Genomic DNA, 25,850 nt, shown 5'->3' with positions numbered 1-25,850 from the left:
CTAAACCCTTTATTTAATAAACCCTTTATAATGTCGTTTCACTAATTGACTCTCAAGCTGTTTCATTGTCTCAAGAGCTACACCGACAACGATTAACAAACTAGTACCACCAATCTGTGCAGACTGAGGTAAATTTGCAACCTGGATAAAAATCACTGGTAGTACAGCAATTAACGCAAGGAAAATTGAACCGATTAATGTTAAGCGGTACAACACTTTTGTTAAATATTCTTGTGTGCTTTTACCAGGGCGAATACCTGGAATGTATCCACCTTGCTTCTTCAAGTTTTCTGCTACTTGCTCTGGGTTAACCTGAACAAATGTATAGAAATATGAGAAAGCAATGATTAACGCAACATATACTATCATACCAATTGGCTGAGTATAGTCAAACGTCTTTTGAATCCAATCTGTCACATCATTCGGACCGAAGAATGATGCAATCGTTGGTGGAGTAATAATGAATGAAACTGCAAAGATAACAGGAATAACCCCAGCAGCATTTACTTTTAACGGTAAATGTGTGGACTGACCACCCGTAGGATTACGACCGGCTGAACCCTTTGCATATTGAATAGGTATTTTTCGTAAAGCTTGTTGGAAATAAATAACACCAACTACAATAGCTAATACAGCAAGTGCAATTAAAACAACTGTCACAATACGAATAAATAACTGATCCCCAACATCTTCGAATTGCTGAGCGTAGATCTGGTTGAGTGTTGTAGGGATCCCAGCAGCGATACCAGCAAAGATAATGATGGAAATACCATTACCGACGCCTTTCGCTGTAATCTGTTCGCCTAACCACATTAAGAACGCTGTTCCTGCCGTTAGTACGACAGCAATTAAAAGATAAGTAGCGACTCCGGGATTAGCAATTAATTGCCCACCCGACATATTGTTAAATCCTATAGACATACCTAATGCCTGGATAAATCCAAGCACAATTGTTCCGTAACGAGTTACTTGGGCAAGTTTACGACGCCCAACCTCTCCTTGCTTTGACCATTCTGTAAACTTAGGTACAACATCCATCTGCAATAATTGAACGATGATGGATGCTGTAATATAAGGCATAATGCCCATTGCAAGTATAGAGAAGTTTTGAAGAGCCCCACCGCCAAATGTATTTAGAACTCCAAATACATTTAACTCGTCTTGCAACTTCAGTACATCCGTATTAACACTAGGTACAGGAATAAAAGTACCAATTCGGAAAATAACTAACATTAACAATGTGAAAAAGATTTTTTGTCTAATTTCACGTACGCGCATTAAATTGGAGATTGTTTGAAACATTATTAGATCACCTCTGCAGTTCCGCCAGCAGCTTCAATAGCTTCTTTAGCAGATGAGGAGAACTTAGCAGCTTTAACAGTTAGCTTAGTAGATAATGTACCGTTACCAAGCACTTTAATACCAGCCTTCTCTTTGCTTACTAAACCAGTTTCAATTAATAGTTCTGGTGTTACTTCAGTTCCATCTTCAAAACGATTTAAAGCTTCAAGGTTAACGATCGCATACTCTTTGCGATTGATGTTAGTGAAGCCACGTTTTGGAAGACGACGAAATAAAGGCGTTTGACCACCTTCGAATCCAGGTCTTACGCCACCGCCAGAACGAGCGTTTTGCCCTTTGTGACCTTTACCTGAAGTCTTTCCGTTACCTGAACCAGTACCACGACCTACACGGTTACGCACTTTACGTGAACCTGCAGCTGGTTGTAATTCATGAAGTTTCATTCCGGAGCACCTCCTTAGAGTGACAATTTATAATTATTGCTCTTTTACTGTAACAAGGTGAGCTACTTTGTTAATCATACCGCGAATTGCAGGATTATCGTCTTGAACGACAGTTTGGTTTACTTTACGTAAGCCAAGTGTACGAACAGTTACACGTTGATCTTCTGGACGACCAATTACGCTACGAGTGAGGGTAATTGCTAATTTGTTTGCCATTCTGTGTCCCTCCTTATCCTAACAGTTCTTCTACAGACTTACCACGTAGTTTTGCAACTTCTTCTGCACGTTTTAGGTTAGCTAAACCGTTAAGAGTTGCACGTACCATGTTAATTGGAGTATTTGAACCTAAAGATTTAGATAGAATATCACTTACGCCAGCTAATTCTAATACCGCACGAACTGGACCACCAGCGATAACTCCCGTACCTTCAGAAGCAGGTTTCAAGAAAATTTGACCTGCACCAAATTGTCCAAGGATTTCGTGTGGAATTGTAGTACCAACCATAGGTACAGTGATTAAGTTTTTCTTCGCATCTTCAATTGCTTTACGGATTGCATCTGGTACCTCTTGTGCTTTACCAGTACCAAATCCAACATGACCGTTTTTGTCACCAACTACTACTAAAGCAGCAAAGCGGAAACGACGTCCACCTTTAACAACTTTAGCTACGCGGTTAACGGTAACAACACGTTCTTCAAGCTCTAATTTATTTGGATCAATACGACGCATGATTTTCCCTCCTTTTACAATTAGAATTGTAATCCAGCTTCACGAGCAGCGTCAGCTAAAGCTTTTACGCGACCATGATATAAATAACCGCCACGATCGAATACTACTTCTTTCACGCCATTTTCTACTGCGCGTTTAGCAACTAATTCGCCAACTTTTGTAGCAGCTTCAACGTTACTAGTACTTTCTAAAGAAAGATCTTTATCTAAAGTAGACGCACTAGCGATTGTTACTGAATTTAAATCGTCAATGACTTGTGCATAAATATGTTGGTTAGAACGGTACACGTTTAAACGTGGACGAGTTGCAGTACCAGACAATTTAGCACGAACACGAGCATGTCTTTTCTTACGAACTTTGTTCTTATCTTGCTTCGTGATCATTTCGGTCACTCCTTTCTTTTACCTAACTGGCATTACTTCTTAGCAGTTTTACCTTCTTTACGACGAACATATTCACCTTCATAACGAATACCTTTACCTTTGTAAGGCTCTGGTGGGCGAACGTCACGGATATTTGCAGCTAATGCACCTACACGCTCTTTATCGATACCTTTAATAACAATTTTAGTTTGAGAAGGAACCTCAACTTCGATACCTTGCTCTGGAGTGATCTCAACTGGATGAGAGTATCCAACACTCAATACTAATTTGCTACCAGATTTTTGCGCACGGTAACCAACACCGACTAATTCTAAACCACGTTCGAAACCATTTGTAACACCTTCAACCATGTTACCTAATAGGCTACGAGTAGTTCCGTGAAGAGCACGGTGCTCCTTGTTGTCGCTAGGACGAGTTACAACTAATACGTTATCTTCAACTTTGATTTCAATCTCAGGGTGGAATGTACGAGTCAATTCACCCTTTGGCCCTTTTACAGTTACAGTGTTGTTTTCGTTTGTAACTGTAACACTTGCAGGAAGTTCTAAAGGCTTTTTACCAACACGTGACATAACTTACACCTCCATTCACTTTAAAAACTTATTACCAAACGTATGCTAATACTTCTCCACCTGTTTGTTTTTGACGAGCTTCTTTGTCAGTTAAAACACCTTGAGAAGTAGAAACGATTGCAATTCCTAAACCGTTAAGTACACGAGGTACTTCGTTTGTTTTTGCATATACACGTAGACCAGGTTTACTGATACGTTTTAAGCCTGTAATTACACGCTCATTGTTTGCACCGTATTTTAAGAAGATACGGATGATACCTTGTTTGTTATCTTCGATGTATTCTACATCACGCACAAAACCCTCACGCTTAAGGATTTCTGCAATTTGCTTCTTAATGTTAGAAGCAGGAACTTCGATTTTTTCATGACGAACCATGTTCGCATTGCGGATACGAGTTAGTAAATCTGCAATAGGATCAGTCATTACCATATTAATTTACCTCCTTCCCAAACTTGGGTTTTACCAACTAGCTTTTTTAACACCAGGAATTTGACCTTTATAAGCAAGCTCACGGAAACAAATACGGCAAAGCTTGAATTTACGTAGTACTGAGTGTGGACGTCCACAACGTTCGCAACGTGTGTACTCTTGTACTTTGAACTTCTGCTGGCGTTTTTGCTTCGCAATCATTGATTTTTTAGCCACATTTTCGCCTCCTCTGCTTAACGTTGGCAGTTATTACTTCTGGAATGGCATACCGAACTGAGTTAAAAGCTCACGAGCTTCTTCATCAGTGTTTGCTGTTGTAACAATAACGATATCCATACCACGAACTTTGCTCACTTTATCATAATCGATCTCTGGGAAGATCAATTGCTCTTTAACACCTAATGTGTAGTTTCCACGACCATCAAATGCTTTTTTAGATACTCCACGGAAATCACGTACACGTGGAAGTGAAACTGAAACTAATTTATCGAAGAACTCATACATGCGCTCGCCGCGTAAAGTTACTTTAGCACCGATTGGCATACCTTCACGTAGACGGAAACCTGCAATAGATTTCTTAGCACGAGTTACGATAGGTTTTTGACCAGTGATGTCAGCTAATTCTTCAACAGCGTTATCTAAAGCTTTTGAGTTAGAAACAGCCTCACCGATACCCATGTTAATAACGATCTTTTCGATCTTTGGCACTTGCATTACAGATTCATAATTAAACTTGCTCACTAGAGCAGGTGTAATTTCTTTTGTAAATTTCTCTTTAAGACGGTTCATGTGAACTATACCTCCCTTCACATTTCAATAATTATTTATCTAAAGTTTCACCAGATTTTTTTGCTACACGTACCTTTTTGCCGTCGATTACTTTGTAACCAACACGTGTTGGCTCACCAGATTTCGGATCTAATGGCATTACGTTAGATACGTGGATAGGTGCCTCTTGGCTAACGATTCCACCTTGTGGATTTACTTGAGAAGGTTTAGAGTGTTTTTTCACTACGTTTACGCCTTCTACAAGTACACGGTTTTTCTTTGGAAAAGCAGCAAGTACTTCGCCTTGTTTGCCTTTATCTTTACCAGAGATAACCACTACTTTGTCGCCCTTTTTTACATGCATCCTATTCGCACCTCCTTAAAAGGCATTTTGTTTTTATTCATTAATATATAATTAGATAACTTCTGGAGCTAAAGATACGATCTTCATGAAGTTGTTGTCACGTAATTCACGAGCAACTGGTCCAAAGATACGAGTACCACGTGGACTCTTATCGTCACGGATGATTACGCAAGCATTTTCGTCAAAACGGATATATGAACCGTCGTTACGACGAACACCGCGTTTTGTACGTACTACTACTGCTCTAACAACGTCACCTTTTTTAACAACGCCTCCTGGTGTTGCTTGTTTCACCGTACAAACGATAACATCACCAATATTAGCTGTCTTACGACCAGAACCACCTAATACTTTGATAGTAAGTACTTCACGCGCACCAGAGTTGTCTGCAACTTTTAAACGAGATTCTTGTTGAATCATGTACGAAACCTCCCTTCGGATGAATCATTCTTATCCGATCTGTCTTTCACTATTAGATAATAACAGCTTCTTCTACAACTTCTACTAGACGGAAACGTTTAGTAGCTGATAACGGACGAGTTTCCATGATTTTCACGATATCGCCCACTTTAGCTGTGTTATTCTCATCGTGAGCTTTGAACTTTTTTGAGTACTTTACACGTTTACCGTAAAGCGAATGCTTTTTGTATGTTTCTACAAGAACAGTAACAGTCTTATCCATTTTGTCAGAAACTACGCGGCCAGTGTAAACTTTACGTTGATTGCGTTCACTCATTCTGAAAGCCTCCTCTCAGACTTATTATTTATTAGCAGCGATCTCTCTTTCACGAACTACAGTCTTCATGCGAGCAATCGCTTTGCGTACTTCGCGAATACGAGTAGTATTCTCTAATTGTCCAGTCGCTAATTGGAAACGAAGGTTGAATAACTCTTCTTTTAAAGCTTTAACTTTTTGTTCAATTTCGGCAGTGGTAAGGTCACGAATTTCATTAGCTTTCATTAGATTCACCACCAATTTCTTCACGTTTTACAAACTTACACTTTACTGGTAGCTTGTGAGCTGCTAAACGTAATGCTTCACGAGCAACTTCTTCAGATACGCCTGAGATTTCAAACATTACTTTACCAGGCTTAACAACAGCTACCCAACCTTCAGGTGCACCTTTACCAGAACCCATGCGCACTTCTAGTGGTTTAGCAGTATAAGGTTTAGAAGGGAAAATTTTAATCCATACTTTACCGCCACGTTTCATGTAACGAGTCATAGCGATACGAGCAGATTCGATTTGACGGTTTGTAATCCAAGAAGCTTCTAAAGCTTGTAAACCGAACTCACCGAAGTGTACTTCAGTACCACCTTTTGCACGTCCTCGCATTTTTCCGCGGTGTTCGCGACGATATTTAACGCGTTTTGGCAATAACATTATTATTTTCCTCCTTCCTCAGATTTCTTTTTAGTAGGAAGGACTTCTCCACGATAGATCCATACTTTCACGCCAAGCTTACCGTAAGTTGTATCTGCTTCAGCATGAGCATAATCGATATCAGCGCGAAGTGTATGAAGTGGAACTGTACCTTCACTATAGTATTCAGAGCGAGCAATGTCAGCTCCGCCTAGACGACCAGATACCATTGTTTTGATACCTTGTGCACCAGCACGCATTGTGCGTTGAATTGATTGCTTTTGCGCACGACGGAATGATACACGATTTTCAAGTTGACGAGCGATGTTTTCAGCAACAAGCTTAGCATCTAAGTCAGCTCTTTTAATTTCTAAAATGTTGATGTGTACACGCTTGCCTGTTAATTGGTTAAGAGCTTTACGAAGTGCTTCAACTTCAGTACCACCTTTACCAATTACCATACCAGGTTTTGCAGTGTGGATCGTTACGTTTAAACGGTTAGCAGCACGTTCGATTTCTACTTTAGAAACAGCTGCATCGTTAAGACGTTTAGCGATATATTCACGTACTTTTAAGTCTTCATGTAATAAGTCAGCATAGTCTTTACCAGCGAACCATCTTGATTCCCAATCACGGATGATGCCGACGCGTAGACCAACTGGATTTACCTTTTGACCCATGAATTATCCCTCCTTCTTTTCTGATACCACGATTGTAATGTGGCTTGTGCGTTTGTTAATTTGGCTTGCACGACCTTGAGCACGTGGACGGAAACGTTTTAAAGTTGGACCTTCGTCAACAAAAACTTCAGAAACAACTAAGTTGTTAGCGTCCATTTCATAATTGTGTTCTGCATTGGCAATAGCAGATTTTAATAGTTTCTCAACAACCGGAGAAGCAGCCTTAGGCGTGTGAAGTAGCACTGCTAATGCTTCACCCACTTGCTTACCTCGAATTAAATCTACAACTAAACGAACTTTACGAGGAGCAATACGTACTGTTCTCGCAACAGCTTTAGCTTGCATTTAAAAGCCTCCTCTCATATTAGCGTCTTGTTTTCTTATCGTCACTTGCGTGACCTTTATAAGTACGAGTTGGTGCGAATTCACCAAGTTTATGACCTACCATATCTTCAGTTACATAAACAGGTACATGTTTACGACCGTCATATACAGCAATAGTGTGACCAATGAATTGAGGAAAAATAGTTGAACGACGAGACCAAGTCTTAACAACTTGTTTGCTGTCTGTTTCATTTAACTTCTCAATTTTATTAATTAAGTGTCCATCAACAAAAGGTCCTTTTTTTAAGCTGCGACCCATAAGTGAACCTCCCTTCGTGATTGTTCTACGGTTCGCTTGAACCGTAGCTCAATCCCGTTATTTTTTACGACGACGAACGATAAATTTATCGGATTTATTTTTCTTCTTACGAGTTTTAAATCCAAGTGTTGGTTTGCCCCATGGACTCATTGGAGACTTACGTCCGATAGGTGAACGTCCTTCACCACCACCGTGTGGGTGATCATTAGGGTTCATTACAGAACCACGAACAGTTGGACGAATACCTAACCAACGAGAACGACCAGCTTTACCAATGTTGATTAGTTCGTGTTGTTCATTACCTACTTGACCTACAGTAGCGCGGCAAGTAGCTAGGATCATGCGAACTTCACCAGAAGTTAAACGTACTAATACGTATTTACCTTCTTTACCAAGTACTTGTGCAGAAGCACCCGCTGAACGTACTAATTGTCCACCTTTACCTGGTTTTAATTCGATGTTGTGTACTACTGTACCAACAGGAATGTTTGCTAGTGGAAGAGCGTTACCTACTTTAATGTCAGCTTCAGTACCTGACATAACTTCCATACCTACTTTAAGGTTTTTAGGAGCAAGAATGTAACGTTTTTCACCATCAGCATAATTGATTAATGCGATGTTTGCTGAACGGTTTGGATCATACTCGACTGTAGCAACGCGTCCAGGTATTCCATCTTTATCACGTTTAAAGTCGATGATACGGTATTGACGTTTGTGCCCACCACCTTGGTGACGAACAGTGATTTTACCTTGGTTGTTACGACCACCTTTGCGTGTAACAGGTGCAAGTAACGATTTTTCTGGTTTGTCAGTAGTGATTTCAGCGAAATCTGAAACCGACATACCACGACGACCATTTGAGGTTGGTTTGTACTTTTTAATCGCCATCTCAATTTCCCTCCTTCTCTATTAATCTTAAGCTTCGAAGAATTCGATTTCGTTGCTTTCTTGAGTTAGCGTTACTACCGCTTTACGACGACGGTTTGTAAGACCGCTATAACGACCTACACGTTTGAATTTACCTTTGTAGTTCATGATGTTTACTTTTTCAACTTTTACGTCAAAGATTCTTTCGATCGCATCTTTAACTTCAGTTTTATTAGCTTTTACATCAACTTCAAAAGTGTATTTCTTCTCAGTCATTAAGTCTGTTGAACGTTCTGTAATTACGGGGCGCTTAATAATATCACGAGGATCTTTCATTATGCAAGCACCTCCTCTACTTTTTCAACTGCGTCTTTAGTGATTACAAGCTTATCGTGATTAACAACGTCTAATACGCTTAATCCGTTAGCTGTAACAACTGTTACACCAGGAATGTTACGTGCTGAAAGTGCAACATTTTCGTTAAGATCAGCAGTTACTACTAATGCTTTGCGCTCTACTGTTAGGTTTTTAAGAACTGCTACCATCTCTTTTGTTTTTGGAGCATCAAAAGATAAAGCTTCAAGTACAACAATGCTGTTATCTTGAACTTTTGTAGATAAAGCAGACTTAATAGCTAAACGACGAACTTTTTTAGGTAATTTGTAGCTATAGCTTCTTGGAACTGGACCAAATACTACGCCACCACCACGCCATTGTGGAGAACGGATAGATCCTTGACGTGCACGACCAGTACCTTTTTGACGCCATGGCTTACGACCACCACCACGTACTTCAGAACGATTTTTTACTTTAGAAGTACCTTGACGCATCGCTGCACGTTGCATGATGATTGCATCAAAAAGTACTTTGTTATTAGGTTCGATACCGAATACGGCATCTTGTAATTCGATTTCACCAACGTTTTTACCGTCTTGGTTAAACAATGCTACTTTTGGCATTGGTTATTCCTCCTTTCTCGAAGAATTATTATTTAGATTTAACCGCAGATTTCACAGTTACTAGAGATTTTCTAGCTCCTGGCACGTTACCTTTTACTAATAAAAGGTTGCGTTCTACGTCAACTTTTACGATTGATAAGTTTTGAACTGTAATGCGCTCTCCACCCATGCGTCCTGGTAATAATTTACCTTTGAATACGCGGTTTGGAGCAACAGGACCCATTGAACCTGGGCGACGGTGGTAACGAGAACCGTGAGACATTGGTCCACGAGATTGTCCGTGGCGTTTAATAGCACCTTGGAAACCTTTACCTTTTGAAACTCCTGTTACATCGATTACATCGCCTTCTGCGAAAATATCAACCTTGACTTCTTGACCAACTTCATATTCTGAAGCGTTCACTCCGCGTAACTCACGGATGAAGCGCTTAGGAGCAGTATTAGCTTTAGAAGCGTGTCCTTTAGCAGGTTTGTTAGATAATTTCTCACGAATATCTTCAAAACCTAATTGGATTGCTTCGTAACTGTCTGTCTCAGCGTTTTTAACTTGAAGAACTACGTTTGGAGTAGCTTCAATTACTGTTACAGGGATTAAATCACCGTTTTCAGCGAATACTTGAGTCATACCGATCTTTCTTCCTAAGATTCCTTTGGCCATTAGTCACACCTCCTAAGTATGTCTTCATTCTTTATTTTAAATTAAAGTTTAATTTCGATATCTACACCAGATGGTAAATCTAAACGCATTAATGAATCAACAGTTTGTGGTGTTGGATTCACGATATCAATTAAGCGTTTATGCGTGCGCATTTCGAATTGCTCACGAGAATCTTTATATTTGTGCACAGCACGTAGAATTGTATAAACTGATTTCTCAGTTGGTAACGGAATCGGACCAGATACTGTAGCGCCAGAGCGTTTAGCAGTTTCTACGATTTTCTCAGCTGATTGATCAAGAATTCTGTGATCGTATGCTTTTAAACGAATGCGAATTTTTTCTTTTGCCATTATTTTCCCTCCTTTTTCGCCTATCTTTCTAAATAGACATTCTCCGCGGAAATTTCCCCACACTCGCCATGGCAAAGCGGCCGGGTGTGTCGGCAACCTTCCGCATCATCGCAGTCAAAGACCAACATTCTTATTGTACTAAAAATGGGTCGGTATTGCAACAGTCTTTTATATAAAATATAAAACTTTTTTTTCTGTTGCGCACTTTTTTCATTATATATAAAACAAATACACAATGCAAGTGTAATCATAAATTCTCTATTTACCTTTTATGACCAAAAAAAAGAAGCAGGAAATCCTGCTTCTTTTTTAAAGAGTAAAAGATTACTCAGTGATTGTAGCTACAACGCCAGCGCCTACTGTACGTCCACCTTCACGGATTGAGAATTTAGTACCTTCTTCAATCGCGATTGGAGCAATAAGTTCAACAGTCATTTCGATGTTGTCGCCAGGCATTACCATTTCTACGCCTTCTGGTAAGTTACAAATACCAGTTACATCAGTTGTACGGAAGTAGAACTGAGGACGGTAGTTGCTGAAGAATGGAGTGTGACGTCCACCTTCTTCTTTAGAAAGAACGTATACTTCAGCTTTGAATTTAGTGTGTGGAGTGATTGTACCTGGTTTAGCTAGTACTTGTCCACGTTGGATATCTTCACGAGAAACACCGCGAAGTAAAGCACCGATGTTGTCACCAGCTTCAGCATAGTCAAGAAGCTTACGGAACATTTCTACACCAGTTACAGTAGTAGATTTTGATTCTTCAGCTAAACCGATGATGTCTACAACGTCACCAACTTTAACTTGTCCACGCTCAACACGACCAGTAGCAACTGTACCACGACCAGTGATTGAGAATACGTCCTCAACTGGCATCATGAATGGTTTTTCAGTGTCACGCTCTGGAGTTGGGATGTACTCATCAACAGCGTCCATAAGCTCGATGATTTTAGCTTCCCAATCAGCATCTCCTTCAAGAGCTTTAAGAGCAGAACCTTTGATTACCGGTACATCGTCACCTGGGAAGTCGTATTCAGAAAGAAGGTCACGTACTTCCATTTCTACTAATTCAAGTAACTCTTCGTCGTCTACCATGTCACATTTGTTTAAGAATACAACTAGGTATGGAACACCTACTTGACGAGAAAGAAGGATGTGCTCACGAGTTTGTGGCATTGGGCCATCAGCAGCAGATACTACTAAGATACCGCCATCCATTTGTGCAGCACCAGTGATCATGTTTTTAACGTAGTCAGCATGTCCTGGGCAGTCAACGTGTGCATAGTGACGAGTGTCAGTTTCATACTCAACGTGTGCAGTTGAGATTGTGATTCCACGCTCGCGCTCTTCTGGAGCAGCGTCGATCATGTCATAAGCCATAGCTGCACCTTTACCGCTTTTCTTAGCAAGTACAGTAGTGATAGCAGCTGTTAAAGTTGTTTTACCATGGTCAACGTGACCAATTGTACCAATATTGGCATGTGTTTTTGAACGGTCGAATTTTTCTTTACCCATTCGTAACGCCTCCTTAATTTCTTATAATGTAAATTTATGAGGCCGTGAAAAGGAATCAACTCCACTTTCACAGCGTACATAAGTAGTTATACTTTAATAAAGAGTGAAAATCAATTATTCACCTTTATTTTTTTTAATAATTTCTTCTGAAATAGACTTTGGTACTTCTTCATAATGATCAAAGTGCATTGAGTAGTTTCCACGACCTTGAGTATTAGAACGTAATGCAGTTGCATAACCAAACATTTCAGAAAGTGGTACGAATGCGCGTACTACTTGAGCGTTTCCGCGAGCTTCCATACCTTCTACACGTCCACGACGAGAAGTGATGTCACCCATGATGTCACCTAAGTACTCATCAGGAATTACAACTTCAACTTTCATCATTGGCTCAAGAATAACTGGGTTACATTTTGAAACTGCGTTTTTAAGTGCCATAGAAGCAGCAATTTTAAACGCCATCTCACTTGAGTCAACGTCATGGTAAGAACCGTCTACTAAAGCAGCTTTAACATCGATTACTGGGTAACCTGCTAATACACCGTTTTGAAGTGCATCTTCAAGACCAGCTTGAACTGCAGGGATGTATTCACGTGGAACTACACCACCAACAATTTTGTTTTCGAATTCGAAGCCTTTACCTTCTTCGTTCGGTTCAAACTCAATCCAAACGTGACCGAATTGTCCACGACCACCAGATTGACGTGCAAATTTACCTTCAACTTTCGCAGAACCGCGGAAAGTTTCACGGTATGCTACTTGAGGAGCACCAACGTTAGCTTCTACTTTGAACTCGCGACGCATACGGTCAACGATGATATCTAAGTGAAGTTCACCCATACCAGAGATGATGATTTGACCAGTCTCTGTGTTAGTTTCCGCACGGAAAGTTGGATCTTCTTCTTGTAGTTTTTGAAGAGCAGTTGTCATCTTATCTTGGTCAGCTTTTGACTTAGGCTCAACAGATAATGAAATAACTGGCTCTGGGAACTCCATAGACTCAAGAATAACAAGATTCTTTTCATCACATAAAGTGTCACCAGTAGTAGTATCTTTCAAACCTACAGCAGCAGCGATATCTCCAGCATATACAGCTGAAATCTCTTCACGAGAGTTAGCATGCATTTGTAGGATACGTCCTACACGCTCACGCTTACCTTTTGTAGAGTTCTGTACATAAGAACCAGAGTTAAGAATTCCAGAATATACGCGGAAGAATGTTAATTTCCCTACGTATGGATCTGTCATTACTTTAAACGCTAAAGCTGAGAATGGAGCGTCGTCGCTAGATGGACGTACAACTTCTTCATCAGTATCAGGAGTGATACCTTTGATTGCTGGTACATCTGTTGGAGCTGGTAAGTAATCTATTACCGAGTTCAACATTAATTGTACACCTTTGTTTTTGAACGCTGATCCACAAAGAACTGGGAAGAATTCAACGTCACAAGTACCTTTACGGATAGCAGCTTTTAGTTCTTCAACGCTAAGCTCGCCTTCTTCAAGATACTTCATCATTAATTCTTCATCAAGTTCTGCAGCAGCTTCTACAAGTTTAGCATTATATTCTTCAGCTAATTCTTTGTATTCTTCTGGGATCTCAATTTCTTGAATATCAGTTCCTAGGTCATTACCGTAGTGGTAAGCTTTCATTTCCACTAAGTCAATGATTCCCGTGAATTGATCTTCAGCACCGATTGGCAATTGGATTGGGTGAGCATTTGCACCTAAACGATCATGAATCGTTTTAACAGAGTACAAGAAGTCAGCACCGATTTTATCCATTTTGTTTACGAATACTACACGCGGTACACCGTATGTAGTAGCCTGACGCCATACAGTTTCTGTTTGAGGCTCAACACCAGATTGAGCATCAAGAACTGCCACCGCACCATCAAGTACACGAAGTGAACGTTCAACTTCTACAGTGAAGTCTACATGTCCAGGAGTATCGATGATGTTAACACGGTGACCTTTCCAAGAAGCAGTTGTTGCAGCAGACGTGATTGTAATACCACGCTCTTGCTCCTGCTCCATCCAGTCCATTTGGGAAGCTCCTTCATGAGTTTCACCAATTTTATGGATACGACCAGTATAATAAAGAACACGCTCAGTTGTTGTTGTTTTACCAGCATCAATATGAGCCATGATACCAATATTACGAGTGTTTTCTAAGGAGAACTCTCTTGCCATGTTAGGTATTTCTCCTTCCATATTATAATTATAATTAGTTTTTTAAGTTGATTCGTTAAAAGATTACCAACGGTAGTGAGCAAACGCTTTGTTCGCTTCTGCCATTTTATGAGTATCTTCACGTTTCTTAACTGCAGCACCAGTGTTGTTAGCTGCGTCAAGGATTTCGTTAGCTAAACGCTCTTCCATCGTTTTTTCTCCACGAAGACGAGCATAGTTTACTAACCAACGAAGACCTAGAGTTGTACGACGCTCTGGACGTACTTCTACAGGAACTTGGTAGTTAGAACCCCCTACACGGCGTGCTCTAACTTCTAATACAGGCATGATGTTTTTAAGAGCTTGGTCGAATACTTCCATAGCTTCTTTACCACTGCGCTCTTGTACTAGATCGAATGCTCTATAAAGAATAGCTTGTGATTTACCGCGCTTTCCATCAAGCATCATTTTGTTGATTAAGCGTGATACAAGCTTTGAATTGTAAATTGGATCTGGTAATACGTCTCTCTTTGCAACAGGACCCTTACGTGGCATTCTAATTTCCTCCTTTCACTTATGAGAATAATTCTATTTGTTGTTTATATTATTTTTTAGCTGCTTTTGGTCGCTTAGTACCATATTTAGAACGACCTTGCATACGGCCATCCACACCAGCAGTATCTAACGCACCACGTACGATATGGTAACGTACCCCTGGTAAATCTTTTACACGTCCACCGCGGATAAGTACCACGCTGTGTTCTTGTAAGTTGTGACCAATACCTGGGATATAAGCAGTAACCTCGATACCGTTAGTTAAACGTACACGAGCATATTTACGAAGAGCCGAGTTCGGTTTCTTCGGTGTCATAGTACCCACACGTGTACATACACCACGTTTTTGTGGAGAAGATTGGTTAGTTTGAGCTTTTTTAAAGCTGTTGTAACCTTTGTTTAAAGCAGGTGAGTCAGATTTTTGAACCTTGCTCACACGACCTTTACGGATTAGTTGATTAATAGTAGGCATTTAAATTTCCTCCTTTCAGCTTTTGTAAGACCACACATCCAGGTGGTTCATTTTTTAGCAAAAAACAAAGTTTTTGAACACTAGTCCAAAAACGTGTTAACTAATAATTGCAACAGCTGCCGCATCTACTTCTATTCCACAAGCTTTTCCAAGCTCTTTCATAGAGTTAACAAAACTGTAAGGGGTGTTTTCTTGCACAGCAACTTTCACTACCAAGTCGGTAATGTAGGTGTCTGCATTATCCGCAAGTATAACTTCCTTTACAATTCCTTTTTTTAAAGCTTTCACTGTCTGCTTAGTTCCTACAATAATATGATCAGCCTGTGATACTTTTTCATAAGACATTATCATATCCTCCAAAGCAACAGGTAGTTTATAGGAGCACCTTTGATATAGTATCATTCCCTAGAATGGATGTCAACTGCACGATGCAGTTTTTTTAAAAAAACATCCATTCTAGAAAAATGACTACTTATTAATCGATTGTTACTGGCTCTTCAACCTGATTTTTAACTGGTTCAGCATTACGATATCTATTCATACCAGTACCAGCAGGAACAAGTTTACCAATAATAACGTTCTCTTTAAGACCTAATAGTTCATCACGTTTTCCTTTAATAGCTGCATCTGTAAGAACACGAGTAGTTTCTTGGAATGATGCTGCTGATAAGAAGGAATCCGTTTCAAGAGATGCTTTTGTGATACCAAGTAGTACAGGTCGACCAGTAGCTGGACGATTGCCCTCTAGTAACACTTTTTCGTTAGCATCAGTGAATTGGTGAATATCTAATAGTGAACCTGGTAATACATCTGTATCTCCAGAATCCATTACTCTCACTTTACGAAGCATTTGGCGTACCATTACTTCAACGTGCTTATCACCAATTTCTACCCCTTGCATACGGTATACTTTTTGTACTTCACGTAGCAGGTATTCTTGAACAGCAGTGATATCTTTTACTTTTAATAACTCTTTCGGATCAATTGAACCTTCTGTTAACTCTTGACCACGAGCAATCTCTTGGCCTTCAGCTACCTTCAAGCGTGCACTGTAAGGAGCTGTGTAAGAGCGTGTTTCAATGTCACCTTGAACTGTAATTTCATGCTGACGGTCACGTCCTTCAGTAATTGAAGTAACGGTACCTTCGATTTCTGAAATAACAGCTTGGCCTTTAGGGTTACGAGCTTCAAAGATCTCTTGGATACGAGGTAAACCTTGAGTGATGTCATCTCCGGCAACCCCACCAGTATGGAATGTACGCATCGTTAACTGTGTACCTGGCTCACCGATTGATTGAGCAGCGATAATACCAACTGCTTCACCAACTTCAACTTCTGAACCAGTTGCCAAGTTACGTCCGTAACATTTTTTACATACTCCATGACGAGTGTTACAAGTAAACGCAGAACGAATCCATACTTCTTCAACACCAGCATTTACAATTTCTTCAGCTAGATCTTCTGTAATTAATTCATTTTCTGCTACAAGTACTTCGTTTGTTTCTGGATGAACAACAGTTTTACGTGCATAACGTCCAATTAGACGCTCATCCAGCTTTTCGATTTCCTCCGTGCCTTCTTTGATTGCAACAGCCAAGATTCCTCGGTCTGTACCGCAATCATCATCACGAACGATAACATCTTGAGCCACATCAACAAGACGGCGAGTAAGATAACCTGAGTCAGCTGTTTTAAGGGCTGTATCAGCAAGACCTTTACGCGCACCGTGAGTAGAGATAAAGTATTCTAATACTGTTAAACCTTCACGGAAACTTGATTTGATTGGTAACTCGATGATACGTCCAGACGGGTTAGCCATCAGACCACGCATACCAGCAAGCTGCGTGAAGTTAGATGCGTTACCACGGGCACCAGAGTCACTCATCATAAAGATTGGATTTCGTTTATCTAAGGATTCCATCAGCTTACCTTGGATAACGTCTTTCGCACTACTCCAAATTGAGATTACGCGATCATAACGCTCATCTTCAGTAATTAAACCACGACGGAATTGTTTTAGAACATTATCTACTTTAGCTTGCGCTTCTTGTAAGATAACTTCTTTTTCACCTAATACAACGATATCTGCTACACCAACTGTAATACCAGCTTTAGTAGAATATTTGAAACCTAAGTCTTTCATGCGATCAAGCATTTTAGACGTTTCAGTAATCTTAAAGCGTTTGAATACTTCAGCAATGATATTACCTAAGATTTTTTTCTTAAATGGTGCAATTGCAGGTTGATTTTTAATGAATTCTTTTACGTCAGCACCTTTTTCAACAAAGTATTTATCCGGTGTCTTAACTTCAAGGTTTTCTCTTGTTGGTTCGTTAATATACGGGAATGATTCCGGTAAGATTTCGTTAAATACAAGCTTACCTACAGTCGTCACTAACAATTGTTGATTTTGTGCTTCAGTAAATGTTTGGTTATTTAAAGAACCAGCGTATACACCAACACGAGTATGTAAATGTACATATCCGTTTTGGTATGCCAGCAACGCCTCATTTGTATCTTTAAATACCATACCTTCACCCACTGCGTCTTCACGCTCAAGTGTTAAGTAGTAATTACCTAATACCATATCTTGAGATGGTGTAACAACTGGTTTACCATCTTTTGGATTCAGGATGTTTTGCGCTGCTAACATTAAGATGCGCGCTTCTGCTTGTGCTTCTGCAGATAACGGTACGTGAACGGCCATTTGGTCACCATCAAAGTCCGCATTGTATGCTGTACATACAAGTGGATGTAGACGGATTGCACGACCTTCTACTAATGTAGGTTCAAACGCTTGGATACCAAGTCTGTGAAGCGTAGGTGCACGGTTTAACAGAACTGGATGCTCTTTAATAACCGATTCTAATACGTCCCATACTTCAGGTTGAACGCGCTCGATTTTACGTTTCGCACTCTTGATGTTATGAGCTAAACCACGCTCAACTAACTCTTTCATAACAAACGGCTTAAATAGTTCTAACGCCATTTCTTTTGGTAAACCACATTGATACATCTTTAAGTTCGGTCCTACAACGATTACAGAACGCCCAGAGTAGTCAACACGTTTACCCAGTAAGTTTTGACGGAAGCGTCCTTGCTTACCTTTTAACATATGTGAAAGAGATTTTAACGGACGGTTACCAGGACCTGTTACAGGGCGCCCACGACGACCGTTATCGATTAAAGCATCTACAGCTTCTTGAAGCATACGCTTTTCGTTTTGAACGATAATGCTAGGAGCTCCAAGATCTAGTAAACGTTTTAAGCGGTTGTTACGGTTAATTACACGACGATATAAATCATTTAGGTCAGAAGTTGCAAAACGTCCACCATCTAATTGAACCATTGGACGAAGTTCCGGTGGGATAACCGGTAAAACATCTAAGATCATCCAAGAAGGCTCATTACCAGAGTGACGGAAAGCTTCCAACACTTCTAAACGCTTAATTGCACGTGTACGACGTTGACCTTGAGCAGTTTTAAGCTCTTCTTTTAGAGCATCTACTTCTTTGTCAAGATCGATGTCTTGTAATAATTTCTTAACAGCTTCCGCACCCATCGCTGCATGGAAAGTTTTTCCATACTTTTCACGATATGCACGATATTCTTTTTCAGATAATAGCTGTTTCTTTTCAAGCGGTGTATCACCAGCATCTGTTACAACATATGAAGCAAAATAGATAATTTCCTCTAGCGCACGAGGGGACATGTCTAAGACAAGTCCCATGCGGCTAGGGATACCTTTGAAGTACCAAATATGTGAAACAGGTGCAGCTAGTTCAATATGTCCCATACGTTCACGACGTACTTTTGCTCTTGTTACTTCTACTCCACAGCGGTCACATACTACGCCTTTGTAACGAACGCGTTTGTATTTACCACAGTGGCACTCCCAGTCCTTTTGTGGACCAAAGATGCGCTCACAAAACAAACCATCTTTTTCAGGTTTTAATGTACGATAGTTGATCGTTTCCGGTTTTTTTACCTCACCGTATGACCAAGAGCGAATTTTATCTGGCGAAGCTAGACCAATTTTCATATACTCAAAGTTATTTACATCTAGCAAGGAGCCTACCTCCCTTTTAATCTACAGGTTTTTTCCCTTAACGTGCGTATACTTTTATATGAAAGTAATTCCTTACTCTTTGATAACAGGGTCTTTTTGACCTTCAGAAATTCCTTCTGGTTCTATATCAGACATAATAGATTCGGATTGTTGTTCTTGATCATCCTCTGAATCTACAATGTCAATCTCTTGCTCATCAGCTGAAAGCATTTTTACATCCATACCTAAACTTTGTAATTCTTTAATTAATACTTTGAATGATTCAGGTATACCTGGTTCTGGAATATTTTCGCCTTTTACGATGGCTTCATATGTTTTCACACGACCAACAACATCATCCGACTTCACAGTTAGAATCTCTTGTAGCGTATAAGCAGCACCGTATGCTTCCAGCGCCCATACTTCCATCTCTCCAAAACGTTGTCCACCAAATTGCGCTTTACCACCTAATGGCTGTTGGGTAACAAGTGAATATGGTCCAGTAGAACGTGCGTGAAGCTTATCGTCTACCATGTGAGCAAGTTTAATCATGTACATAATACCTACTGATACACGATTATCGAAAGGTTCACCTGTACGACCATCGTATAATACAGTTTTCGCATCACGTGACATGCCTGCCTCTTCAATCGTCGCCCAAACATCTTCTTCACGAGCACCATCAAATACTGGAGATGCAACATGAATTCCGAGTTTACGAGCCGCCATACCTAAATGAAGCTCTAATACTTGCCCGATGTTCATACGAGAAGGTACCCCTAGTGGGTTTAACATGATATCGATTGGAGTTCCATCTGGTAAGTAAGGCATATCTTCCTCTGGTAAAATACGCGAGATTACACCTTTGTTACCGTGACGACCGGCCATTTTGTCACCTTCAGAAATTTTACGCTTCTGAACGATATACACGCGAACAAGTTGGTTTACACCTGGTGGTAACTCATCGCCATCTTCACGATTGAAGACTTTAACATCAAGGATAATTCCGCCTCCACCATGTGGTACACGTAATGAAGTATCGCGAACCTCACGTGCTTTTTCACCAAAGATTGCATGTAATAAGCGCTCTTCAGCTGTTAGTTCCGTAACACCTTTAGGCGTTACTTTACCAACTAAAAGATCACCATCTTTAACTTCGGCACCAATGCGAATGATACCACGCTCATCTAGGTTACGAAGAGCATCTTCACCCACGTTTGGAATATCACGTGTAATTTCTTCTGGTCCTAGTTTCGTATCACGAGACTCAGACTCATATTCTTCAATATGAACAGAAGTATATACATCGTCTTTTACAAGACGTTCACTCATGATAATAGCATCCTCATAGTTATATCCGTCCCAAGTCATGAAACCTACTAAAACGTTACGTCCTAATGCAAGCTCTCCTTTTTCCATAGAAGGGCCGTCAGCTAGGATTTCACCTTTTACAACTTCATCGCCAACTGAAACAATTGGACGCTGGTTGTAGCAAGTACCTTGGTTCGAACGAACAAACTTAAGAAGCTTGTATTTATCTAAGTTACCTTTAACTTTTTGCCCGTCTACCTCTTCATAACGACGAACAAAAACTTGTTTTGCTTCCACGCGCTCAACAACACCAGGGTGCTTACAGATAACTGCAGCTCCTGAGTCTTTACCAGATACATATTCCATACCTGTTCCAACAAGTGGCGCTTCTGGGTTTAACAACGGTACTGCTTGACGTTGCATGTTGGCACCCATTAATGCACGGTTTGAGTCATCATTCTCTAAGAATGGAATACAAGCTGTTGCCGCGGATACTACTTGCTTTGGTGATACGTCCATGTAATCTAAACGATCACGACGGATAACTGTATTTTCACCACGGAAACGGGCTACAACATTTTCATCTAAGAAAGAACCATCTTCACCTAAGCGCGCATTCGCTTGAGCAACTACATAGTTATCTTCTTCATCAGCAGTTAAGTAATCAATTCTCGACGTAACTTTACCTGTTTCAGGATCAATACGACGATATGGCGTTTCAATAAAGCCGAATTTATTTACTTTTGCATAAGAAGATAATGAGTTAATTAACCCAATGTTTGGTCCCTCAGGCGTTTCGATTGGACACATACGACCATAGTGAGAGTAGTGAACGTCACGAACTTCGAATCCAGCACGCTCACGAGTCAAACCACCTGGTCCTAATGCAGACAGACGGCGCTTATGTGTCAATTCAGCTAACGGGTTTGTTTGGTCCATGAACTGAGAAAGCTGAGAGCTACCAAAGAATTCTTTAATAGCAGCAATTACAGGGCGAATATTGATTAACTGTTGAGGAGTAATTGTGTTCGTGTCTTGAATAGACATTCTCTCACGCACAACACGCTCCATACGAGATAAACCAATACGGAATTGGTTTTGCAACAATTCCCCTACAGAACGAAGACGACGATTTCCTAAATGGTCGATATCATCTGTATCCCCTACTTGGTGAAGTAAATTAAAGAAGTAGCTAATTGATGCTAGAATATCAGCCGGTGTAATATTCTTTACTTCTTCTGTCACGTAAGCATTACCGGAAACTGTAATAACTTTCTCTCCATCCGGATCGTTTGGAGCATAAATCTTGATAGATTGTAACGTGACATTGTCTTCTAAAACTCCGCCAACTGGGCTATAAGTTTTGAAGTTTACTCCACTTTCAAGCATTGGAATTAAGCGATCTAATGTACGACGATCAATCATTGCACCTTTTTCAGCAATAATTTCACCCGTTTCATGATCAACTAATGTTTCTGCTAATTTTTGATTAAACAAACGATGTTTAATATGAAGCTTTTTATTAATCTTGTAACGACCAACGTTTGCTAAATCATAGCGCTTTGGATCAAAGAATCGAGATACAAGCAATGATTTTGCATTTTCTACAGTTGGTGGCTCACCTGGACGTAAGCGCTCATAGATTTCTAGTAGCGCTTTTTCTGTACTTTCCGTGTTATCTTTTTCAAGCGTGTTACGGATGTACTCATTATCTCCAATTAGATCAATAATCTCTTGGTCTGAACCAAAACCTAACGCACGTAACAGTACTGATACTGGAAGTTTACGAGTACGATCAATACGCACATAAACGACGTCTTTTGCATCAGTTTCATATTCTAACCATGCTCCACGGTTTGGAATAACAGTAGCTGTATATCCCTTTTTACCATTTTTATCTACTTTTCCACTGTAGTAGACGCTTGGTGAACGTACCAATTGTGATACGATAACGCGCTCAGCACCGTTAATAACAAACGTACCAGTTTCCGTCATCAATGGGAAATCACCCATAAACACATCTTGGTCTTTTACTTCACCTGTTTCTTTATTAATTAAACGCACCTTAACACGAAGAGGTGCTGCATAAGTTACATCACGTTCTTTAGACTCTTCTACTGAATACTTTGGCTCACCTAAGCTGTAGTCAATAAATTCTAGTGATAAATTACCAGTAAAATCATCGATTGGAGAAATATCCTGGAACATTTCTCGTAATCCTTCATCTAAAAACCATTGGTATGAAGCCGTTTGAATCTCGATTAAGTTTGGTAATTCTAGAACCTCACTGATACGAGCATAACTTCTGCGCTGGCGGTGGCGTCCATACTGAACTAGTTGACCTGTCAACTGATTCACCCCTCAAATCAAGCGTTATTATTCAAGACATATAATAAACTATTGTTTATTATTGAACAAAAGAAAAATGGTTTCTTTAAATAGAAAACCACAATTTCATAAAACGTACTATTGATTTTATTAGTTTTCCCATACATTCTCAAATTATACGTGCAATTTTATGTATAACAGAGGCCTATATGGAATATTTATATATTGGCATTTTATAATGCTAACATACTAAAAAATATTAGTCAACATTTTTTAGCACGTATGATATAATAGCCTTTTTTCTTTTCTACTACCTCTACTTCTTCAAATAGAGACTCTAGTTTCATTAAAGCGGAAGGAGCTCCCTGTTTCTTTTGAATCACGACCCATAATTCACCTTGTTCAACGAGATGGCTATATGCCCCTTCAAGAATTTCGTGTACAATTTTTTTACCAGCACGAATTGGTGGGTTCGTAAGAATAGTAGAGAAATGATCAATTTTCACATTGCTATAGCAAGAGCTCTGATAAATTTGAACATTATCAATCCCATTAGCTTTTGCATTCTTTTCTGATAAAGCTAATGCGCGCTCGTTAACATCAACCATATGCACTTGCTCATCCGGATGAAGTTTAGCCATCGCTAAACCGATAGGACCATATCCACAGCCGACGTCTAGAATAGGACCTTTTACGTTATTAACCTCAAAGCTGTCAATTAGCACTCGAGAACCAAAATCAACTTCTTTTTTAGAGAAAACACCATGATCGCTAGTGAAACGAAAAGATTGTCCTCGAAGTTCAAACGAAAATGTCTCTTCATTACTGCTAGCCGATGGTGTGTTTGAAAAATAGTGTTCTGTCAACTGAACTCCTCCTTCTAAAAGGCATCCTCTAATACTATAAACGAATAGAGAAACAGAAGCAAAAAAGCTCGCTTGAATAAGCGAGCTTTTTCATATCAAATGTTAAGTAATAATTACTTAACTTCTACAGAAGCGCCAACTTCTTCAAGTTTAGCTTTTGCTTCTTCAGCTTCTTCTTTAGAAATACCTTCTTTAAGAGCTTTTGGAGCGTTATCAACGATTTCTTTAGCTTCTTTTAAGCCAAGACCAGTGATTTCACGTACTACTTTGATAACTTTGATTTTTTGGCCGCCAGCACTTTCAAGTACTAGGTCAAATTCAGTTTTCTCAGCAGCAGCTTCACCAGCAGCACCGCCAGCTACAGCTACAGGAGCAGCAGCAGTTACGCCAAATTCTTCTTCAATTGCTTTTACTAAATCGTTAAGTTCTAAAACAGTCATATTTTTAACTGCTTCAATGATTTGTTCTTGAGTCATTGTTAATTTCCTCCTTGTGATTGTGTTATATATAACAGACTAAATTATGCACCTTGTTCTTCTTTTTGATCTGCCACAGCTTTTGTAGCAAGAGCAAGGTTGCGGATTGGAGCTTGAAGAACGCTAAGTAACATAGAAAGTAAGCCTTCGCGAGATGGAAGTTCAGCAATAGCTTTAATTTCATCAACAGTTGCTACATTACCTTCGATAACACCAGCTTTAATTTCTAACGCTTCGTGTTCTTTAGCGAAGCTGTTAAGAATTTTAGCTGGAGCAATAACGTCTTCTCCACCAAATGCAATTGCGTTTGGACCAACTAGCGCTTCGTTAAGGCTGTTTAGTTCAACCTTTTCTACAGCACGGCGAGTTAAAGTGTTTTTGTATACTTTGAACTCAATTCCCGCGTCACGTAATTGCTTACGAAGTTCAGTTACTTCAGCAACATTTAACCCACGGTAGTCAACTACGATTGCTGATCCACTTGCTTTAAGCTTGTCAGCAATTTCATCAACAACTTGTTTCTTTTGTTCAATTACGTTGCTCATTTTTACACCTCCTGTAGATTTCCTTCCGTACACTCATACAAGGTGCAAATAAAACACCTCCATGACAACTAAGACATGGAGGTGTTATAAGCGAATCAGAACGTTCACTAATTTATCACACACACCTCGGTAGGAAATTAAGCCTTACAGGCACCTACTGTCTACGGTACAAATGTTATTTTTTTAACAACATTATCTATTGTAATCAGTTGGACTCAGAAAGTCAACACCAATTTATTTCCAATAATTAGTTAGCTGCGCTGAAAGTTGCGATATCAACTTTGATACCAGGGCCCATAGTTGAAGATACAGCTAAGTTCTTCATATATGTTCCTTTTGCAGCTGCAGGCTTAGCTTTTTGCATAGTTTCGAAGATTGTAGTGAAGTTTTCAATTAACTTGCTATCTTCGAATGATACTTTACCGATTGGTACGTGGATGTTACCAGCTTTATCAACGCGGTATTCTACTTTACCAGCTTTGATTTCATTAACAGCTTTCTCAACATCGAATGTTACAGTACCAGTTTTAGGGTTTGGCATTAAGCCTTTTGGTCCTAATACACGACCAAGTTTACCAACTTCACCCATCATGTCTGGTGTAGCAACGATTACGTCAAATTCAAACCAACCTTGTTGGATTTTGTTGATGTAATCAGAATCGCCAACGTAGTCAGCTCCAGCAGCTTCTGCTTCTTTCGCTTTCTCACCTTTAGCAAATACTAATACACGTTGAGTTTTACCAGTACCATTTGGAAGTACTACTGCACCACGAATTTGTTGGTCAGCTTTCTTAGGGTCAACGCCTAAACGGAATGCTACTTCAACAGTTGCATCAAATTTAGTTGTGTTTGTTTTCTTTACTAATTCAATTGCTTCTTGAACTGAGTAAGCTTGTGTACGATCTACAAGCTTCGCAGCTTCAACGTACTTTTTACCTTTTTTAGCCATTTTGTTTTCCTCCTTATGTGGTATTAACGGAATAACCTCCCACTAATAAAGGTTGCGAAACGGAAGCTATCCCTATCTCGCAACCTTCTAACACCTAATC

The 25,850-nt window shown here is 39.8% G+C and carries 33 protein-coding genes and 1 other annotated feature; all 33 genes read right to left on the bottom strand.

The features are described from left to right. Window positions 1–9: 9 nt before the first annotated feature. The gene (secY, locus tag MKZ18_RS00790) at window positions 10–1,302 is read right to left on the bottom strand and encodes a preprotein translocase subunit SecY (protein ID WP_025909745.1); all 1,293 of its coding nucleotides are present in this window, start codon (window positions 1,300–1,302) and stop codon (window positions 10–12) included. A 2-nt stretch (window positions 1,303–1,304) separates the two neighbouring features. After that, the gene (gene rplO, locus MKZ18_RS00785; protein WP_025909744.1) at window positions 1,305–1,745 is read right to left on the bottom strand and encodes a 50S ribosomal protein L15; all 441 of its coding nucleotides are present in this window, start codon (window positions 1,743–1,745) and stop codon (window positions 1,305–1,307) included. Between the two features lie 33 nt (window positions 1,746–1,778). Further along, on the bottom strand, window positions 1,779–1,961 hold the full coding sequence (gene rpmD, locus MKZ18_RS00780) for a 50S ribosomal protein L30 (RefSeq protein ID WP_025909743.1): 183 nt from the start codon (window positions 1,959–1,961) through the stop codon (window positions 1,779–1,781). A 13-nt stretch (window positions 1,962–1,974) separates the two neighbouring features. Beyond that, window positions 1,975–2,475 carry a 30S ribosomal protein S5 gene (gene rpsE, locus MKZ18_RS00775; RefSeq protein ID WP_025909742.1) on the bottom strand — a complete coding sequence of 167 codons (501 nt, stop codon included), beginning with the start codon at window positions 2,473–2,475 and terminating at the stop codon, window positions 1,975–1,977. 20 nt (window positions 2,476–2,495) lie between these two features. Continuing rightward, window positions 2,496–2,858 (bottom strand): 50S ribosomal protein L18, encoded by a 363-nt coding sequence (rplR, locus tag MKZ18_RS00770; RefSeq protein WP_025909741.1) that lies wholly within the window; start codon window positions 2,856–2,858, stop codon window positions 2,496–2,498. Between the two features lie 32 nt (window positions 2,859–2,890). Continuing rightward, window positions 2,891–3,430, bottom strand: coding sequence for a 50S ribosomal protein L6 (rplF, locus tag MKZ18_RS00765; protein WP_025909740.1), 540 nt, complete (start codon window positions 3,428–3,430; stop codon window positions 2,891–2,893). Window positions 3,431–3,461: 31 nt separating this feature from the next. Further along, window positions 3,462–3,860 (bottom strand): 30S ribosomal protein S8, encoded by a 399-nt coding sequence (rpsH, locus tag MKZ18_RS00760; RefSeq protein WP_025909739.1) that lies wholly within the window; start codon window positions 3,858–3,860, stop codon window positions 3,462–3,464. Window positions 3,861–3,890: 30 nt separating this feature from the next. Continuing rightward, complete coding sequence (locus tag MKZ18_RS00755) at window positions 3,891–4,076, bottom strand: type Z 30S ribosomal protein S14 (protein WP_025909738.1); 186 nt, start codon at window positions 4,074–4,076, stop codon at window positions 3,891–3,893. Window positions 4,077–4,109: 33 nt separating this feature from the next. Then, window positions 4,110–4,649, bottom strand: a complete 540-nt coding sequence (gene rplE, locus MKZ18_RS00750; protein WP_025909737.1) for a 50S ribosomal protein L5 — start codon at window positions 4,647–4,649, stop codon at window positions 4,110–4,112. A 31-nt stretch (window positions 4,650–4,680) separates the two neighbouring features. Continuing rightward, on the bottom strand, window positions 4,681–4,992 hold the full coding sequence (gene rplX / locus MKZ18_RS00745; RefSeq protein ID WP_025909736.1) for a 50S ribosomal protein L24: 312 nt from the start codon (window positions 4,990–4,992) through the stop codon (window positions 4,681–4,683). A 51-nt stretch (window positions 4,993–5,043) separates the two neighbouring features. Continuing rightward, on the bottom strand, window positions 5,044–5,412 hold the full coding sequence (gene rplN / locus MKZ18_RS00740; RefSeq protein ID WP_025909735.1) for a 50S ribosomal protein L14: 369 nt from the start codon (window positions 5,410–5,412) through the stop codon (window positions 5,044–5,046). A 52-nt stretch (window positions 5,413–5,464) separates the two neighbouring features. After that, entirely contained in the window at window positions 5,465–5,728 is a 264-nt protein-coding gene (rpsQ, locus tag MKZ18_RS00735; RefSeq protein ID WP_025909734.1) for a 30S ribosomal protein S17, read from the bottom strand. Between the two features lie 24 nt (window positions 5,729–5,752). Beyond that, on the bottom strand, window positions 5,753–5,953 hold the full coding sequence (gene rpmC / locus MKZ18_RS00730) for a 50S ribosomal protein L29 (protein WP_025909733.1): 201 nt from the start codon (window positions 5,951–5,953) through the stop codon (window positions 5,753–5,755). After that, entirely contained in the window at window positions 5,943–6,377 is a 435-nt protein-coding gene (gene rplP, locus MKZ18_RS00725; RefSeq protein ID WP_025909732.1) for a 50S ribosomal protein L16, read from the bottom strand. The genes rpmC and rplP overlap by 11 nt, the downstream gene beginning before the upstream one ends. 2 nt (window positions 6,378–6,379) lie before the next feature. Next, window positions 6,380–7,036, bottom strand: coding sequence for a 30S ribosomal protein S3 (rpsC, locus tag MKZ18_RS00720; protein ID WP_025909731.1), 657 nt, complete (start codon window positions 7,034–7,036; stop codon window positions 6,380–6,382). A gap of 3 nt (window positions 7,037–7,039) precedes the next feature. Further along, complete coding sequence (gene rplV / locus MKZ18_RS00715; protein WP_025909730.1) at window positions 7,040–7,381, bottom strand: 50S ribosomal protein L22; 342 nt, start codon at window positions 7,379–7,381, stop codon at window positions 7,040–7,042. A gap of 19 nt (window positions 7,382–7,400) precedes the next feature. Beyond that, a complete protein-coding gene (gene rpsS / locus MKZ18_RS00710; protein WP_025909729.1) occupies window positions 7,401–7,679 on the bottom strand; it encodes a 30S ribosomal protein S19 in 279 nt (92 codons plus the stop codon). A 57-nt stretch (window positions 7,680–7,736) separates the two neighbouring features. After that, window positions 7,737–8,567: a 50S ribosomal protein L2 gene (rplB, locus tag MKZ18_RS00705; RefSeq protein WP_025909728.1), complete on the bottom strand. Its 831-nt coding sequence runs from the start codon at window positions 8,565–8,567 to the stop codon at window positions 7,737–7,739. Between the two features lie 27 nt (window positions 8,568–8,594). Next, window positions 8,595–8,882 carry a 50S ribosomal protein L23 gene (rplW, locus tag MKZ18_RS00700; RefSeq protein ID WP_061784776.1) on the bottom strand — a complete coding sequence of 96 codons (288 nt, stop codon included), beginning with the start codon at window positions 8,880–8,882 and terminating at the stop codon, window positions 8,595–8,597. Further along, window positions 8,882–9,505, bottom strand: a complete 624-nt coding sequence (rplD, locus tag MKZ18_RS00695; RefSeq protein ID WP_025909726.1) for a 50S ribosomal protein L4 — start codon at window positions 9,503–9,505, stop codon at window positions 8,882–8,884. The genes rplW and rplD overlap by 1 nt, the downstream gene beginning before the upstream one ends. 28 nt (window positions 9,506–9,533) lie before the next feature. Continuing rightward, a complete protein-coding gene (gene rplC / locus MKZ18_RS00690) occupies window positions 9,534–10,163 on the bottom strand; it encodes a 50S ribosomal protein L3 (RefSeq protein ID WP_025909725.1) in 630 nt (209 codons plus the stop codon). A 41-nt stretch (window positions 10,164–10,204) separates the two neighbouring features. Further along, window positions 10,205–10,513, bottom strand: coding sequence for a 30S ribosomal protein S10 (gene rpsJ, locus MKZ18_RS00685; RefSeq protein WP_061784777.1), 309 nt, complete (start codon window positions 10,511–10,513; stop codon window positions 10,205–10,207). Between the two features lie 324 nt (window positions 10,514–10,837). Then, on the bottom strand, window positions 10,838–12,028 hold the full coding sequence (gene tuf / locus MKZ18_RS00680; RefSeq protein ID WP_025909723.1) for an elongation factor Tu: 1,191 nt from the start codon (window positions 12,026–12,028) through the stop codon (window positions 10,838–10,840). 114 nt (window positions 12,029–12,142) lie between these two features. Beyond that, window positions 12,143–14,221 carry an elongation factor G gene (gene fusA / locus MKZ18_RS00675; protein WP_025909722.1) on the bottom strand — a complete coding sequence of 693 codons (2,079 nt, stop codon included), beginning with the start codon at window positions 14,219–14,221 and terminating at the stop codon, window positions 12,143–12,145. Window positions 14,222–14,284: 63 nt separating this feature from the next. Then, on the bottom strand, window positions 14,285–14,755 hold the full coding sequence (gene rpsG / locus MKZ18_RS00670) for a 30S ribosomal protein S7 (RefSeq protein ID WP_013054923.1): 471 nt from the start codon (window positions 14,753–14,755) through the stop codon (window positions 14,285–14,287). 49 nt (window positions 14,756–14,804) lie between these two features. Next, window positions 14,805–15,227 carry a 30S ribosomal protein S12 gene (gene rpsL, locus MKZ18_RS00665; RefSeq protein ID WP_025909721.1) on the bottom strand — a complete coding sequence of 141 codons (423 nt, stop codon included), beginning with the start codon at window positions 15,225–15,227 and terminating at the stop codon, window positions 14,805–14,807. 96 nt (window positions 15,228–15,323) lie between these two features. Further along, on the bottom strand, window positions 15,324–15,572 hold the full coding sequence (locus tag MKZ18_RS00660) for a 50S ribosomal protein L7ae-like protein (protein ID WP_025909720.1): 249 nt from the start codon (window positions 15,570–15,572) through the stop codon (window positions 15,324–15,326). A gap of 130 nt (window positions 15,573–15,702) precedes the next feature. Then, entirely contained in the window at window positions 15,703–19,296 is a 3,594-nt protein-coding gene (rpoC, locus tag MKZ18_RS00655) for a DNA-directed RNA polymerase subunit beta' (protein WP_025909719.1), read from the bottom strand. Between the two features lie 72 nt (window positions 19,297–19,368). Next, window positions 19,369–22,935: a DNA-directed RNA polymerase subunit beta gene (rpoB, locus tag MKZ18_RS00650; protein WP_025909718.1), complete on the bottom strand. Its 3,567-nt coding sequence runs from the start codon at window positions 22,933–22,935 to the stop codon at window positions 19,369–19,371. Between the two features lie 242 nt (window positions 22,936–23,177). Continuing rightward, window positions 23,178–23,780, bottom strand: a complete 603-nt coding sequence (locus tag MKZ18_RS00645; protein ID WP_061784778.1) for a class I SAM-dependent methyltransferase — start codon at window positions 23,778–23,780, stop codon at window positions 23,178–23,180. Between the two features lie 113 nt (window positions 23,781–23,893). Then, window positions 23,894–24,256 carry a 50S ribosomal protein L7/L12 gene (gene rplL, locus MKZ18_RS00640; RefSeq protein ID WP_013054917.1) on the bottom strand — a complete coding sequence of 121 codons (363 nt, stop codon included), beginning with the start codon at window positions 24,254–24,256 and terminating at the stop codon, window positions 23,894–23,896. Window positions 24,257–24,300: 44 nt separating this feature from the next. After that, a complete protein-coding gene (gene rplJ, locus MKZ18_RS00635) occupies window positions 24,301–24,801 on the bottom strand; it encodes a 50S ribosomal protein L10 (protein WP_025909716.1) in 501 nt (166 codons plus the stop codon). A gap of 41 nt (window positions 24,802–24,842) precedes the next feature. After that, window positions 24,843–24,986, bottom strand: a sequence feature (ribosomal protein L10 leader region). 62 nt (window positions 24,987–25,048) lie between these two features. After that, window positions 25,049–25,750: a 50S ribosomal protein L1 gene (gene rplA / locus MKZ18_RS00630; protein WP_025909715.1), complete on the bottom strand. Its 702-nt coding sequence runs from the start codon at window positions 25,748–25,750 to the stop codon at window positions 25,049–25,051. Window positions 25,751–25,850 lie beyond the last annotated feature (100 nt).

Source organism: Priestia sp. FSL W8-0001 (assembly GCF_038050335.1).
GTDB lineage: Bacteria > Bacillota > Bacilli > Bacillales > Bacillaceae_H > Priestia > Priestia flexa.
Note: the sequence above shows the minus strand (reverse complement) of the source record. Positions and strands in the feature narration are given on the sequence as shown.

Coding starts and splice junctions, on each gene's coding strand:
- MKZ18_RS00660 (WP_025909720.1), bottom strand. CDS start 15,572: ATGTCTTATGAAAAAGTATCACAGGCTGATCATATTATTGTAGGAACT.
- rpsG (WP_013054923.1), bottom strand. CDS start 14,755: ATGCCACGTAAGGGTCCTGTTGCAAAGAGAGACGTATTACCAGATCCA.
- rplB (WP_025909728.1), bottom strand. CDS start 8,567: ATGGCGATTAAAAAGTACAAACCAACCTCAAATGGTCGTCGTGGTATG.
- rpmD (WP_025909743.1), bottom strand. CDS start 1,961: ATGGCAAACAAATTAGCAATTACCCTCACTCGTAGCGTAATTGGTCGT.
- rpmC (WP_025909733.1), bottom strand. CDS start 5,953: ATGAAAGCTAATGAAATTCGTGACCTTACCACTGCCGAAATTGAACAA.
- rpsE (WP_025909742.1), bottom strand. CDS start 2,475: ATGCGTCGTATTGATCCAAATAAATTAGAGCTTGAAGAACGTGTTGTT.
- rplE (WP_025909737.1), bottom strand. CDS start 4,649: ATGAACCGTCTTAAAGAGAAATTTACAAAAGAAATTACACCTGCTCTA.
- rplL (WP_013054917.1), bottom strand. CDS start 24,256: ATGACTCAAGAACAAATCATTGAAGCAGTTAAAAATATGACTGTTTTA.
- rplP (WP_025909732.1), bottom strand. CDS start 6,377: ATGTTATTGCCAAAACGCGTTAAATATCGTCGCGAACACCGCGGAAAA.
- fusA (WP_025909722.1), bottom strand. CDS start 14,221: ATGGCAAGAGAGTTCTCCTTAGAAAACACTCGTAATATTGGTATCATG.
- secY (WP_025909745.1), bottom strand. CDS start 1,302: ATGTTTCAAACAATCTCCAATTTAATGCGCGTACGTGAAATTAGACAA.
- rpsH (WP_025909739.1), bottom strand. CDS start 3,860: ATGGTAATGACTGATCCTATTGCAGATTTACTAACTCGTATCCGCAAT.
- rpsQ (WP_025909734.1), bottom strand. CDS start 5,728: ATGAGTGAACGCAATCAACGTAAAGTTTACACTGGCCGCGTAGTTTCT.
- rplN (WP_025909735.1), bottom strand. CDS start 5,412: ATGATTCAACAAGAATCTCGTTTAAAAGTTGCAGACAACTCTGGTGCG.
- rplX (WP_025909736.1), bottom strand. CDS start 4,992: ATGCATGTAAAAAAGGGCGACAAAGTAGTGGTTATCTCTGGTAAAGAT.
- rpsJ (WP_061784777.1), bottom strand. CDS start 10,513: ATGGCAAAAGAAAAAATTCGCATTCGTTTAAAAGCATACGATCACAGA.
- rplV (WP_025909730.1), bottom strand. CDS start 7,381: ATGCAAGCTAAAGCTGTTGCGAGAACAGTACGTATTGCTCCTCGTAAA.
- rplA (WP_025909715.1), bottom strand. CDS start 25,750: ATGGCTAAAAAAGGTAAAAAGTACGTTGAAGCTGCGAAGCTTGTAGAT.
- rpsL (WP_025909721.1), bottom strand. CDS start 15,227: ATGCCTACTATTAATCAACTAATCCGTAAAGGTCGTGTGAGCAAGGTT.
- rpsC (WP_025909731.1), bottom strand. CDS start 7,036: ATGGGTCAAAAGGTAAATCCAGTTGGTCTACGCGTCGGCATCATCCGT.
- rplJ (WP_025909716.1), bottom strand. CDS start 24,801: ATGAGCAACGTAATTGAACAAAAGAAACAAGTTGTTGATGAAATTGCT.
- rplR (WP_025909741.1), bottom strand. CDS start 2,858: ATGATCACGAAGCAAGATAAGAACAAAGTTCGTAAGAAAAGACATGCT.
- rplC (WP_025909725.1), bottom strand. CDS start 10,163: ATGGCCAAAGGAATCTTAGGAAGAAAGATCGGTATGACTCAAGTATTC.
- rplF (WP_025909740.1), bottom strand. CDS start 3,430: ATGTCACGTGTTGGTAAAAAGCCTTTAGAACTTCCTGCAAGTGTTACA.
- rplD (WP_025909726.1), bottom strand. CDS start 9,505: ATGCCAAAAGTAGCATTGTTTAACCAAGACGGTAAAAACGTTGGTGAA.
- rplW (WP_061784776.1), bottom strand. CDS start 8,882: ATGAAAGATCCTCGTGATATTATTAAGCGCCCCGTAATTACAGAACGT.
- tuf (WP_025909723.1), bottom strand. CDS start 12,028: ATGGGTAAAGAAAAATTCGACCGTTCAAAAACACATGCCAATATTGGT.
- rplO (WP_025909744.1), bottom strand. CDS start 1,745: ATGAAACTTCATGAATTACAACCAGCTGCAGGTTCACGTAAAGTGCGT.
- rpsS (WP_025909729.1), bottom strand. CDS start 7,679: ATGGGTCGCAGCTTAAAAAAAGGACCTTTTGTTGATGGACACTTAATT.